General features: G+C 68.8%; 10 protein-coding genes. All 10 read right to left on the reverse strand.

All coding sequences use genetic code 11. The features are described from left to right. Positions 1-741 carry a flagellar motor protein gene (locus KHF85_RS09680; RefSeq protein WP_284569396.1) on the reverse strand — a complete coding sequence of 247 codons (741 nt, stop codon included), beginning with the start codon at positions 739-741 and terminating at the stop codon, positions 1-3. A gap of 366 nt (positions 742-1107) precedes the next feature. Next, positions 1108-2871, reverse strand: coding sequence for a chemotaxis protein CheA (locus KHF85_RS09685; RefSeq protein WP_284569397.1), 1764 nt, complete (start codon positions 2869-2871; stop codon positions 1108-1110). A gap of 4 nt (positions 2872-2875) precedes the next feature. After that, the gene (locus KHF85_RS09690) at positions 2876-3484 is read right to left on the reverse strand and encodes a protein phosphatase CheZ (RefSeq protein WP_064539670.1); all 609 of its coding nucleotides are present in this window, start codon (positions 3482-3484) and stop codon (positions 2876-2878) included. After that, positions 3484-3876 carry a chemotaxis response regulator CheY gene (gene cheY / locus KHF85_RS09695; protein WP_010341542.1) on the reverse strand — a complete coding sequence of 131 codons (393 nt, stop codon included), beginning with the start codon at positions 3874-3876 and terminating at the stop codon, positions 3484-3486. Before cheY ends, KHF85_RS09690 begins: the two co-directional genes overlap by 1 nt. 18 nt (positions 3877-3894) lie before the next feature. Next, positions 3895-4644, reverse strand: a complete 750-nt coding sequence (locus tag KHF85_RS09700) for an RNA polymerase sigma factor FliA (RefSeq protein ID WP_003470191.1) — start codon at positions 4642-4644, stop codon at positions 3895-3897. Beyond that, positions 4641-5534: a MinD/ParA family ATP-binding protein gene (locus tag KHF85_RS09705; protein ID WP_064522214.1), complete on the reverse strand. Its 894-nt coding sequence runs from the start codon at positions 5532-5534 to the stop codon at positions 4641-4643. Before KHF85_RS09705 ends, KHF85_RS09700 begins: the two co-directional genes overlap by 4 nt. Further along, entirely contained in the window at positions 5521-7188 is a 1668-nt protein-coding gene (gene flhF / locus KHF85_RS09710; protein ID WP_284569398.1) for a flagellar biosynthesis protein FlhF, read from the reverse strand. Before flhF ends, KHF85_RS09705 begins: the two co-directional genes overlap by 14 nt. A 174-nt stretch (positions 7189-7362) precedes the next feature. Further along, on the reverse strand, positions 7363-9426 hold the full coding sequence (flhA, locus tag KHF85_RS09715) for a flagellar biosynthesis protein FlhA (protein WP_284569518.1): 2064 nt from the start codon (positions 9424-9426) through the stop codon (positions 7363-7365). Between the two features lie 17 nt (positions 9427-9443). Then, positions 9444-10574, reverse strand: coding sequence for a flagellar biosynthesis protein FlhB (flhB, locus tag KHF85_RS09720; RefSeq protein ID WP_179564494.1), 1131 nt, complete (start codon positions 10572-10574; stop codon positions 9444-9446). 115 nt (positions 10575-10689) lie between these two features. Further along, positions 10690-13590: a ligand-binding sensor domain-containing diguanylate cyclase gene (locus tag KHF85_RS09725; RefSeq protein WP_284569399.1), complete on the reverse strand. Its 2901-nt coding sequence runs from the start codon at positions 13588-13590 to the stop codon at positions 10690-10692. Positions 13591-13698 lie beyond the last annotated feature (108 nt).

Raw genomic sequence — 13698 nt, forward strand, 5'->3', positions numbered from 1 at the left:
TCAATGCAAGAAGCCGGCCAGCTTCGATTCGATGTTGCGCGGGTTCTCGCCCTGGGCGATGGCGATGAGCCCTTCGATGATCATTTCGCGCTCGCCGCTGCTGTGCTTGATCACGCTCTTGAGCTTGCTGGCCATCGGCAGGAACAGCAGGTTGGCCGAGGCTATGCCGTAGATGGTGGCGGTGAACGCGGCGGCGATGCCGTGGCCGAGCTTGCTCGGGTCGGCGAGGTTCTTCATCACCGCGATCAGGCCCAGCACCGCGCCGATGATGCCCAGCGTCGGTGCGTAGATGCCCATGCCTTCGAACACCTTGGCCGCGGCCAGGTCGCAGTGTTCCTGGCCGTCGAGGTCGATTTCCAGCATGTGCCGGATCGATTCCGGCTCCACCCCGTCGACCAGCATCTGCAGGCCCTTGCGCACGAACGGGTCCTGTTGTTGCTGCACCTGGTTCTCCAGGCCGAGCAGGCCCTGGCGGCGGGCGATGTTGCTCCACTCCACGATCTGCTGCAGCAGCGCCTGGCGATCGCTGGACGGCGGATGCAGGATCCACTTGGCGATCTGGAACGCGCGCTTGAACACCGCCGGCGGGGTATGCACCAGGATCGCGGCGATGGTGCCGACGATCACGATCACGAACGCGGCCGGCGACCACAGCGCCGAGACGCCGGCGCCCTTGAGGATGCTGCCGCCGACCAGCGAAGCGATCGCCAACAGCAAGCCAATGAGACTGAGTTTGTCCATGCAGAAACTATCGGCAGTGAGGGGAGGGACTTGATGGTGGGGCTGTTTTTCGGGACCGGGGACCCGGGACCCAGGACCCGGGAATGATCGCGAGTGCGCTGCATTCCTGCTTGCTGCAGGAGGGGCTTCAGCCCCGATGCGTTACGAGTAAAGCGTCGGGGCTGAAGCCCCTCCTACAGAAAAAGCGCTGCGCTTGAATGGCAAGATGGCCGTTTCCTTTTCAAAAAAAAACGGCATTTCTTCTTCAAATCGCTTGACAGCGATTTTCGCTCGGACACCATCTCCCGGTCCCGGTCCCGGTCCCGGTCCCGGTCCCGGTCCCGGTCCCGGTCCCGGTCCCGGTCCCGGTCCCCGGTCCCCGGTCCCTCAGCTCTTCAACCCATCCACATCCAGGATCAGCGCCAGCCGGCCGTCGCCGATCAGGGTCGCGCCGGCGTAGCCGGGCAGGCCGCGCAGTGCGCGCGGCAGCGGTTTGATCACCACTTCCTCGCGGCCGCGGACCTGGTCCACGACCAGGCCCATGCGCGATTCGCCGGCCTGCAGCACCACCACGGTCAGCAGCGGCAGTTCCGGCGCCTCGATGTTCAGCCACTGGCGCAGGTCCACCAGCGGCAAGGTGTGCGATTGCCGGTCGAGTACGGCGCGGCCGTCGAACCAGCCCAGCGCGCGCCGCGGCGCATGCAGCACTTCGACCACGCGCGCCAGCGGCAGCGCATAGACGGTGTCGCCGGCCTGCACCAGCAGGGTCGGCAGGATCGCCAGGGTCAGCGGCACGCGGATCAGGAAGCGGCTGCCGCGGCCCAGTTCGGACTGGATCTGGATCTGCCCGCTGAGTTCGCGGATGCGCGACTGCACCACGTCCATGCCGACGCCGCGGCCGGAGATGTCGGTGACTTCGGCCTTGGTCGAGAAACCGGGCAGGAACACCAGGTGCAGGCATTCTTCGGTGGTCAGGCGCGCGGCGGCTTCCGGATCGATCAGGCCCTTCTCGCGCGCCTTGGCGCGCAGCCGTTCCGGGTCGATGCCGGCGCCGTCGTCCTGCACCTCGATGCTGACGTAGTCGCCTTCCTGCTGCGCCGACAGGCGCACGTGGCCGCCGCGCGGCTTGCCGGTGGCCTCGCGCAGCGCCGGCGATTCGATGCCGTGGTCGATCGCGTTGCGCACCAGGTGCACCAGCGGATCGGCCAGCGCCTCGACCAGGTTGCGGTCCAGTTCGGTGTCGGCGCCGATCAGTTCCAGGTCCACTTCCTTGTTCAAGGAGCGGGCAACGTCGCGCGCGACCTTGGGGAAGCGCGAGAACACCTTGCCGACCGGCTGCATGCGGGTGCGCATCACCGCCGATTGCAGGCGCGAGGTGGCGATGTCCAGGCTGCTGACCGCGCGGTCCAGTTCTTCGTCGCGCAGGCGCACGCGCAGGGTCTTGAGCCGGTTGCGCGACAGCACCAGTTCGCCGATCAGGTTGACGATCGCGTCCAGGCGCTTGGTGTCCACGCGCACGGTTTGTTCGGGTTCGGAGGCTTTGGCTGGCGCTGCGGCTGCCTTCGGCGCCGTCGGGACTCGGGACTCGGGACTCGGGACTCGGGAAAGCGGTGCTCCGGCGCCGGGAGCGGCACCGTGCAGGTTGTCCAGTAGGGCTTCGAACTCGTCGTCGCTGATCAATTCGGAATCGGCGGAACCGGCCGTTGCATGTGCAGCGCTTTTGCCGGGTCCCGAGTCCCGAGTCCCGGGTCCCGACGGCACGGCGGTTTCTTCGCCGCTGGTCGCAAACTGCGCGATCAGCTGTTGCGGCGCGCGCGGCGGTTCGCTGCCGCTGCCGAACGCGTCGAGCATCGATTGCAGGTAGTCCAGCGACTGCTGCGCGGCGTCGAAGTGCCGCGCCTGCAGCGTGGCCTGGCCGGCGCGCGCCTGGCCCAGGGTGTCCTCGGCGGCGTGGCACAGCTCGACCATGGCGTTGATCGCCAGGAATCCGGCGCCGCCCTTGAGCGTGTGGAACCCGCGGAACACGGCATTGAGCTGTTCGCTGTCCTCGGGCGCATGCTCCAGCGACACCAGTTGCTCGCCGAGCCGGTCCAGGATTTCCTGGGCCTCGATGATGAAGTCGGCAGCGATGTCGTCGGGCACGGCGCTCATCGGATTACAACCCTAGCCCGGACAGCAGATCGTCGGCGTCGTTCTGCGACACGCCGTGGCGGTCCAGACCGGCCAGCGCCGGGCCGGCCAGGCCGCCGTCGGGTTTCTTGTCGTCCTTCGGCGGCAGGCCGAGCGCGCCGAAGCCCTCGTGCACGCGGCGCACGATGGTCGCCACGCGGCGGATGATCTGCCCGGTCAGGTCCTGGAAGCTCTGCGCCAGGGCCATCTCGGTGAGATTGTGGCGGATCTTGTCGAGGATCTCGCCCTGGTCGCCGGTCAGGCCGCCGGCGCGCAGCTGTTCGGCCAGCGCGCGGCATTCCTCGGCCAGGTCCAGGGTGCGGTGGCTGGCCTTCTCGGTCATCTCCACCACGTGGTCCAGGCGCGAGCAGGCGTCGTCCAGTTCGCCGGCTTCGCTGGGAATGACCGGCAGCTCGCCGAGCGCCTGGCCCAGGTCGCGCGCCAGCCGGCTCAGGCCCTGCATCATCGGCCGCGTGCGCCAGGCGGCCAGGGTGTCGATTTCCTTGCGCCAGGCGGTTTCGTCGCCGCGCTCCAGTGCGTCCAGCGCACCTTGCAGGCGTTCGATCAGGGCGCTGCGTTCGGCGGTGGCTTGCATCAGGCGGTCGCTCCCAGGCGTTCGAAGATCTTGCCCAGCTTCTCCTGCAGCGTCTGCGCGGTGAACGGCTTGATGATGTAGCCGTTCACGCCGCACTGCGCCGCCTCGATGATCTGCTCGCGCTTGGCCTCGGCGGTCACCATCAGCACCGGCAGGTGCTTGAGCTTGTCGTCGGCGCGGATGTTGCGCAGCAGGTCGATGCCGGTCATGCCGGGCATGTTCCAGTCGGTGACCACGAACTCGAACGGTGCCGAGCGCAGTGCCGCCAGCGCACTGTTGCCGTCTTCGGCCTCTGCAGTGTTGGTGAAGCCCAGATCGCCGAGCAGATTCTTGACGATGCGCCGCATCGTCGAGAAATCGTCCACGATCAAAATCCGCATGTTCTTGTTCACCGCTAACTCCCTTGGGTCTTATTCTTCGTCTTCCAGGCCGGCGTCTGCCGCTTCGAACGCTTTCAAGCGTCCGCGCAAGCGTACCGTGGCCTGGCCGTGGATCTGGCAGACGCGCGACTCGCTGACACCGAGCACCGCGCCGATTTCCTTCAGGTTCAATTCCTGTTCGTAGTACAGCGACAGCACCAGCTGCTCGCGTTCGGGCAACTGCCCGATCGCCTTGCCCAGCTCGCGGCCGAACTCGCTGCGTTCCAGCATTTGCTGTGGATTGGGGCCGCCCTTGGCGATGGTGTCCAGCTCGCCATGGTCCTCGACCCGCGACTCCAGGCTCAGTACCTGGCCGCGTGCGGCATCTTCCATCAATCGCATGTAGTCGGGAAGCGGCATGTCCATCGCCGCGGCCACTTCGTTGGCGGCAGCGGCCCGGCCGGTGCTCTGTTCGATCTTGCGCACCGCCGAGGCGGCGTCGCGGGCACGGCGGTGCACCGAGCGCGGCACCCAGTCGCCGCGGCGGATCTCGTCGATCATCGAGCCGCGGATGCGGATCGAGGCGTAGGTTTCGAACGAGGCGCCCTGGTCGGCGTCGTAGCTGCGCGACGCCTCGATCAGGCCGATCATGCCGGCCTGGATCAGGTCGTCGATCTCGACGCTGGCCGGTAGCCGGGCCGCCAGGTGGTGGGCGATGCGCCGCACCAGGTCCGAATGCTGGGCGATGTAGTCGTTGGAACTGTTGCGCTGCACGGCGCGGTATTGGGCGGCGGCGTTCATGCGGCGACCCCCCGCTGGATGATCCGTTCGACGAAGAACTCGACGTTGCCGCGTGGCACGGTCGGCGCCTGCCAGCGCGAGGTGCGGCGGGCGATTTCGGTGATCGCCTGCGCCGACGGGCTGGACGGGTAGGCCTTGACCACCGGCTGCTGGCGCTGCACCGACAGGCGCAGCCAGTCGTCCTGCGGCACGCAGCCCAGGTAGTTCAGCGACACGTCGCCGAGGAATTTCTCGCACACCCGGCTCAGCTTGTCGTACAGCAGGCGGCCTTCGTTGGCGTCGCGGACCATGTTGGCGACGATCTGCACCCGGTCCACGCCGCGTTCGCGCGACAGCACCTTGATCAGGGCGTAGGCGTCGGTGATCGAGGCCGGTTCGTCGCAGACCACCACCACCGCGTCCTGCGCGGCCTGGCAGAAGGTCAGCACGCTGTCGGTGATGCCGGCGGCGGTGTCGATGATCATCACGTCCAGCTCGCGCTGCAGCTCGGAGAACACGTTGACCAGGCCGACGTGCTGAGCGGGCGGCAGTTCGGCCATGTGCCGGCGGCCGGAGGCGGCGGGCACCACCATCAACCCGTTGGGCATGTCGATCAGCACTTCTTCCAGGGTGCAGCGCCCGGCGACCAGGTCGGCCAGGGTGAACCTGGGGGTCAGCCCGAGCAGCACGTCGACGTTGGCCAGGCCAAGGTCGGCGTCCAGCAGCAGGGTGCGCTTGCCCATGTCGGCCAGCGCCATCGACAGGTTGACCGAGATGTTGGTCTTGCCCACGCCGCCCTTGCCGCCGGTCACGGCGATCGTGCGCACCGGGCCTAGCGGACCCAGCGGTTCGCTGCGGGTTGCCGACAGGGGGAAGGCATTGGTGAGATTGGCGTAATCACGCGACGGCATGGTTCTGCTCCGGAGTACAGGGCTTATCGGCAGCGCGCCGCAAATCTTCAAGGCGCAATACCAGGCTGGCGGCGTTGGCGCGGTGCAGGTCGTCCGGCACGCGCTGACCATCGGTCACCCAGGTGATGGGAAGCCGGTGGTCCGCGACCACCGACAGGGCACTGCCAAACCGCCCGGTTTCATCCAGCTTGGTCAAGATCACCCCCTGTGGATCGGCGCCGGCGAACCGGCGCACCACCTCGTCCAGGTCGGAGAAATGCGCGTTGGCAGGGAGTACTAGCAAGGACCGGACCACTCGCGAGGCGCGCAGCCAGTGCAATTGTGCGGCCAGGGCGCGGTCGCGCTGGCCCATGCCGGCGGTGTCGATGAGCACCAGCTTGTAGTCGCGCAGGCGCTCCAGCAACTGCTGCAGGGCGGCGTCGCTGTCGGCCTCGTGCACGGCGATGCCGAGCTGGCGGCCGTAGCTGTGCAGCTGTTCGCGGCCGCCGACGCGGATGGTATCGGTGGTGACCAGGGCCACGTCGCGGGCGGCGTGGCGTTCCAGGAAGCGCGAGGCCAGCTTGGCGATGGTGGTGGTCTTGCCGGCGCCGGTGGGGCCGATCAGGGCGATCACGCCGCCTTCCTCGATCGGATCCAGCGGCGCGATCGGCAGGCGCTTGGACAGCAGCCCCAGCATCAGCCCGCGGCCACGGTGCAGCTCCAGGTCGGCGGGGATCTGCATGACCACGTCGCGGATGAGGCCGCTGTCGAAGCCGTAGTCGTCCATCAGCTCCAGCGCCTGGGCGCGCACCGGCGAACCGCGCAGGCGCTCGTCGGTGAGCCGGTTCATCTCGCGCTCGATCATCTGCCGCATCAGCGCCAGTTCGTCGCGCAGCTGAGTCAATTGTTCGTCGTTCTGCGCTGCCGGGAAGCTCGGCACCGGCGTCAGGGCCGGCAGCGCCGGGATCCCGGCGCTGCCGGCAGCGGGGGCCGGCACCGTGGCGGCGGCGACCGGTTCGGCGCTGGGCGCAGCCGGGGCGCCCGGCGTGGCGGCCGGGCTCAGCGACACCGCGGCGATGTCCTCCAGCCACGCCGGCACGGCGGCGGCGCTGGCCGCGGCGCTGGCCGCGGCCGGGACGGCGAACGGGCTCGCCATCGGCACGCTGATCGGCGCGTTGCGGAACACGTCCTCGGGAATGCGGAATTCGGCGAAGGGCACGTCGGCGGCGGCCGGAGCCGGGGCAGGGGCCTGCGCTGCGGCGGCCGGACGGTTCGGCGCGGGTGCGCTGCCGGCGGGCATCGCCGAGACGGCGATCGCGGCGGGCTGAGTCAGCGGCCGCGCCGGCGCGGCGGTGGCCACGCTGGCCGTGGCCGGGGAGCGGCGCTCGCTGATCGCGGCCATCATCGCCATCGCCGGGTTGGCCATGGCGCCGGACTTGGCCGCACGCGGCGCCGGATTGGCGGCCGACACCTGCAGCCGCGGCGCCGGCTCTTCCGGCCGCGCCGCATCCAGGGCCTGCTGCACCAGAGCTTCGTCGTAGTTGCTGGCGGCGACGATCTCGATGCCCTCGTCGGTGCGCCGGTTGGACAGGATCACCGCATCCGGGCCGTGCTCGTCGCGCACCATGCGGAACGCGGTGCGCATGTCGGGAGCTACGAAGCGTTTGATTTTCATGCGGTCACCTTCGGGGCGGGACTCGGGACCCGGGACTCGGCAACAGCAAGCGCCTGGAGGCCGCAGCTTGCGATCGCGTTTGGATGGGGATGTGTTTGCGAGCATTCATTTGTCTATTCCGATTCCTGACCGTTGCGCTTCCGAGTCCCGGGTCCCTCGTCCCGGGTCCCGGCTTCAACTAATCGTTCCCACCAACTTCAACCGCTTGTCTTCCGGTACTTCGCTGTAGGACAGCACCGACAGCGAGGGGACGCTGTGGCGGACCAGCCTGGCCAGCGCGGCGCGGACTTGCGCCGGTACCAGCACCACGGCCGGTTCGTTGCGCGCTTCCTGCTTGCTGACGCATTCGGCCAGGCTCTGGTGCAGTCGCTCGGCCAACCCTGGTTCCAGCGCGGCACCGTTGCCTTGCGTAGAGTCTTGCAAGACACGTTCCAATTGCGGGGCCAGGGTGTACACCGGCAGTTCGGCGGACATTCCCGAGATTTCCTGGACGATGAACCGGCCCAGCGCGTTGCGCACCGCGGCGGTGAGCACGCCGGGTTCTTGACTCTGCGGGGCCTGTTCGACCAGCGCCTCGACGATCTTGCGCAGCTGCCGCACCGGGATCTTCTCGATCAGCAGGTTCTGCAGCACGCGCACCACCACCGACAGCGGCAGCGCCTTGGGGGTGAGGTCCTCGACCAGCTTCGGCGCACTCTTGGCCAGCGTGGCCAGCAGCTGCTGCACTTCCTCATGGCCGAGCAGCTCCGGGGCGTGCTCGCGGATCAGGTGCGACAGGTGGGTGGCGATCACCGTGGCCGGATCGACCACGGTGTAGCCCATGGTCTCGGCCTGGGCGCGCTGGTGCGGCTGGATCCAGATCGCGTCCAGGCCGAACGCCGGATCCTTGCCGGGAATGCCGTCGATCTTGCCCAGCGCGCCGCCGGGGTCCAGCGCCAGCTCGCGGTCGGGATGGATGTCGGCGGTGGCCACCGGTACGCCGTGCACCAGCAGGCGGTAGGCGTTGGCCGGCAGCTCCAGGTTGTCGCGGATGTGCACCGGCGGGATCAGGAAGCCGATGTCCTGGGTCAGCTTGCGGCGCACGCCCTTGATCCGCGCCATCAGTTCGCCGCCCTGGGTCTTGTCCACCAGCGGGATCAGCCGGTAGCCGACCTCCAGGCCCAGCGGATCGATCGGGCGCAGTTCGTCCCAGCCCAGTTCGGCGTTGGCCTGCGCGCCGGCGCTGGCCGCCTGCTGCGCCGGATCCGGCTTGGCTTCTTCCGGCAGCAGGCTGCGCTTCCACATTTTCCAGGCCAGCAGGCCCAGGATCAGCGCCAGCGTCAAGAAAGCGACGTTGGGCATGCCCGGGACCAGGCCGACCAGGCCCAGGATCGCCGCGGCCACCGCCAGCGCTTTGTGCTGGCCGAACACCTGGCCCATCATCGAGGCGCCCATGTCCTGCGAGCGCGAGGCGCGGGTGACCAGCATCGCCACCGCCGAGGACACCAGCAGCGCCGGCAGCTGCGCCACCAGGCCGTCGCCGATCGACAGCAGCGTATAGGTGGACGCGGCCTGCGCCACCGGCATGCCGTGCTGCAGGACGCCGACCGCCATGCCGCCGATCAGGTTGATGAACAGGATCAGGATGCCGGCGATGGCGTCGCCGCGGATGAACTTGCTGGCGCCGTCCATCGAGCCGTAGAAGTCGGCTTCCTCGCGGACCTCCTCGCGCCGGGCCTTGGCTTCCTCGCGGGTCAGCAGGCCGGCGTTGAGGTCGGCGTCGATCGCCATCTGCTTGCCGGGCATGGCGTCGAGGATGAAGCGCGCGGTCACTTCCGACACGCGCCCGGCGCCCTTGGTGATGACCACGAAGTTGATAATGGTCAGGATCGCGAACACCACGATGCCGACCGCGTAGTTGCCGCCGATCACGAACTCGCCGAACGCCTCGATGACCTTGCCGGCGGCGCCGTGGCCGTCCTGGCCGTTGATCAGGATCACGCGGGTGGAGGCCACGTTCAGCGCCAGGCGCAGCATCGTGGTCATCAGCAGCACGATCGGGAAGATGCTGAACTCCAGCGGCCGCTTCACGTAGACCACCGCCAGCAGCACCATCAGCGAGATCGCGATGTTGAAGGTGAACAGCGCATCCAGCACCGGCGCGGCCAGCGGCACCACCACCATCGCCAGCATTGCCACCACGATCACCGGCGCGCCGAGGCCGTGCTTGATCATGTCCATCATCTTGCGCGTGTTCATTTGCGCGGCGGGCTGGCTCACGGCTTGCTCCCCGGGGCGAATTCATCGACCTCCAGCGGCGGCAACGGCGGCATCGGCCCGCTGCGCCAGGAGCGCAGCTGGTAGACGTAGGAGAGGATCTGGGCCACGGCCGAATACAGTCTCACGGGAATTTCCTTGCCGAGTTGTCCTTCCCTATACAAAGCGCGTGCCAAAGGTGGCGCAGACACCACTGCGACGCGGTGCTGCTCGCCGATCTCGCGGATCCGGAAGGCCAGTTCGTCCACGCCCTTGGCGACCACGGTCGGTGCGCGCATGCGCCCGCTCTCGTATTTCAGCGCCACCGCGTAGTGGGTGGGGTTGACCACCACCACGTCGGCGCTGGGTACCGCCTCCATCATCCGCCGCTGAGACAGCTGCATCTGCATCTGCCGGATGCGGCCCTTGACCTCCGGGCTACCCTCGCTCTCCTTCATTTCCCGGCGCACTTCGTCGCGGGTCATCATCAGTTTGCGGGTGTAATTCCACTTCTGGTAGGGCGCGTCGATGGCGGCCAGCAGCGCCAGCGCGCCGGCGGTGTACAGCAGCAGGTGCAGGGTGAAGCCCAGGCCGTCGCCGATGGCGGTCTCCAGCGGTTGCCGCATCAGGCTGCGCAGGCCGTCCACGTTGTTGGAGATGCACAGGGCGGCGGCGCCGCCGACGAAACCCATGCGCAGCATCGACTTGAACAGTTCGGCCAGGCTTTCCGGGCCGTACAGCCGGGTCAGCCCGGCCATCGGGTTGAGCCGCTCGAACTTGGGGATCAGCGCCGCGCCGGAGAAGCGCAGGCTGCCCATCAGGATCGGCGCGACGAAGCCGGCCGCCACGCAGATGCCGACCAGCGGCAGGGTCACCCACAGCAGCCCCAGCAGCAATTCGCCGAAGTGGCCGAACAGCGCGTCCGGGTTGTCGTGCAGGCGCGGATCCGGGCGCAGCGCACCCTTCATCCAGTTCGCCGCGCCGGCCGCCAGCGAGCCGGACATGCCCATCAGGGCGAAGATGCCGGCGCTGAACACCGCCGCGGTCGCCAGTTCGCGCGAGTGCGGGATGTTGCCCTGCTCGCGTGCCTCGCGCAGGCGTTTTTCGGTCGGTTGTTCGGTTTTTTCGGTGCCTTCTTCGTTTTCGGACATGACGGTGAGGCGCGCCGGGCAGGGGATTCAACCCAGCCTCCTGCAAGGACCGTACCGTTCGCTGGGCGGCCGGTCCGCGGCGGGCCGCGGCTTCTTCCGGCCGCGTCGACGCAAGCTAGTCCTGCTGCAGTTCCACGCGATTGCGGCCCAGGTGCTTGGCCCGGTACAGCGCCTTGTCGGCGCGGGCCAGCAATTGCTGCATGCTCTCGCCATGCCGATACCAAGCCACGCCGATCGAGGCGGTGACCGCCAGGCTTTGCGTGCCGACCCGCAGCGGATGCCCGGAGACCGCCACGCGCAGGTCCTGCAACCGTTCATGTGACGGGACCGGCAGTCCAGGCAGCACGCCCAGCAGTTCCTCGCCGCCGTAGCGGCCGATCTGGTCCGATTCGCGCAGATTGGCGTTCAGGCGCTGTGCGACCTTGGTCAGTACCGCGTCGCCGATCAGGTGGCCGTGCGTGTCGTTGATGCGCTTGAAGTGGTCCAGGTCGATCATCGCCACCGCCAGCGGCTGCTGCTCGGCCACGCTGTGCCGCATCTGCGCGGCCAGCGCATCGAGGATGCCGGCGCGGTTGAGCAGGCCGGTCAGGGAATCGTGCGAGGCCTTCACCGCCAGCGCGGCGCGGGCGATCTCCAACTCGCGCTTGTCGTGTTCCAGTTCCTGGGTGCGCAGCGCGACCAGCTCGGCCAGCTGGCGCTCGCGTTGCCGCAGGTGGCGCTCGCGCCAATGCAGTGCGGCGATCACCAGCCCGCTGCAGAGCAGCACGTACAGCGCCAGCATGCTCTGGCTGCGCCACCACACCGGCGCCACCGAGAACGCCACCCGCACCGGCGCCGAGGCGCTGTGCCGGTAGGCATCGAGCAGCTGCAGTTCGAACGTGTAGTCGCCCGGCGCCAGCGGCGGATGTTCGATCTCGAAGTTGGGCGTGTAGATCCACTGCGTCTGCGCGCCTTCGAAGCGGTAGCGCAGCGAGACCCGGTTGCGGTCGTCGTACAGGTCCGGCGAACCGGCCTCGATGTGCAGCGGCTCCTGGTTCCAGGGCAGGCGCGCGCCGGCCGCGATCGGATGGCCGCCGCGGCTGAATTCGCTCAGCGTCACCCGCGGCGCGCTGGCCTGGAACAGGCGCTGCGGGGCCAGCACGTGGCTGACGCCCTTGCTGGTGCCGATCCACACCGAGCCGTCGTGGTCCTCGAAGAACGCCGATTCGGAAATGTCGTCCCACAGCAGCCCCTGCGACTGGTTCAGGCGCGACCAGCGGCGGCCGTCGTAGACGTCCACGCCCTGGTTGTGGCCGATCCAGATCCAGCCGTTGCGGGTGCGCCGGATCAGGTAGATCTGCAGCTCGCGCTGTTCGGACTGCGCGCTCGGCCGCAACTGCAGGGTGTCGCCGTCGAGCCGGCCCCGCCACGCGCCCTGGTTGTACAGCGCGGCCCAGACCTGGCCGTCTTCCTGGATCAGCAGTTCGATGACCCACAGTTGCGCCGGCTTGCCGTCCAGTTGCAGCCGGATCGGGGTCCAGGTGGTGCCGCGCAGCCGGAACACGCCGGCCGCGCCGGCCAGCCACAGGCTGCCGTCGCGGCGCTGCTGGATGTCCGAGTACTCGCCGGCCGGCAGCTCTTTCACCCGCTGCGGCAGATCGTCCGAATGCGGCCGCTGCAGCAGGTACATGCCATCCGCGGAGAGGATCCAGATCCGGCCGGCGGCGTCCAGAAATAGCCGTCTGATCGTGGCGCCCAGGCGCGGATAGCTGCGCAGCAGGCGCCCCTGGCGGTCGTGGTGGCGCAGCTCGCCCAGCGAGCCCAGGCTCCACAGCGATCCGTCCGCCGCGTTCTGCAGGCTGATGACCTGCAGCCCGGCATCCGCCAGCCAGGGCTGGAAGCGCTGGTCGGGACGGCGTTGGCGGTTGATACCGGCTTCGTTGCCGAGCAACAGCGCGCCGTCGCCGTTGCGCAGGATGCTCCAGGTCGGCGCGGTGCTCATGCCCTGCGTGACGTCCCAGTTCTCGATCCAGCCGTAGCCTTTCCAACGCACCAGACCTTCGCCGTCTACGCTCATCCACAGGTCGCCGGCTTGATCGAACAGCAGCACCACGATGCCGGCGTCGGGCAAGCCGTTGCTGCGGTCGAAGCGGCGCCAGTGGCCGTGTTCCCAGCGCACCAGGCTCTGACCGCTGCGCATCAGCACGCGCCCTTGCGGGTCGAGCAGAATCTGCGCTTGCCCGACGACCTTAGGTGGGTCGCTGCCGGGCGGCTCCTGCGCGACGAAGCGATCGGCCGCGGCCGGTAATCGCATGAGGTGATGAACGCCGCGCAGCCAAAGCGCGCCGTCGCGGTCGCGCACGACGCTGCGCCAGCGATCGGGCGGCAACCCCTGCGCCTGGCCGTAAACCGTCACCGAGCCGTCGGCAGCGAGTTGGCACAGCTCCTCGCCGCAGCTCAGCCATAGCGTGTCGGCTTCGCTCTGCGCTTCGCCGAGCTTGCCGAGCTGCGGTAGCCGCGCCAGCGTCACCGCGTCGAACAGCGGCTGCAGCCGCCAGCGCCCGCTGGCGCCGGCCACCGCGCGCAGCGCCTGCTCGCCGTTGAGCAGCACCATTCCCCAGCGCGTGGTGCTGACCAGGCGCAGCTTGTTCCTGTGCAGCGGCCCGGTTTCCTCCGGCGCCAGCCGCCGCAGTTGCATGCCGTCGTCGACGTAGACCGCATCGAAGGTGGTCACCCACAGCCGCTGCCCGGTGTCCTCGCTCGCGGCGCTGATGGAATGGCCGCGCTGCCCCTGCAGTGAGACCTGTTCGAAGCGATGGCCATCGAAGCGGTACAGCCCGCTCTCGGTACACACCCACAGGTTGCCGTTGCCGGTCTGTAGCAGGCAGGTGTCGGCCAGGCCGAGCAGGCCCTGGTCGTGGGCGTAGCGGCGCAACGGGATCGACTGCGCGCGCGCGCCGTTGCCCAGCAGCAGTTCCAGGGCCAGCCACAGCAGCAGGGCCTGCAGCGACCGCAGGCAGGGGTGGCGCGCGCGCATGCCGCGCCCCTCAGCCGCCGCGTGCGCCGCGGCAGTCATCAACGGGGGCTGGCAGGGAATGCGACATCGCGTGCGGCACCGGGCAGGAAAGTGGAGAAGAAGCGCGCG

The sequence above is a fragment of the Xanthomonas graminis pv. graminis genome, assembly GCF_030168915.1.
Classification (GTDB): Bacteria; Pseudomonadota; Gammaproteobacteria; order Xanthomonadales; family Xanthomonadaceae; genus Xanthomonas_A; species Xanthomonas_A translucens.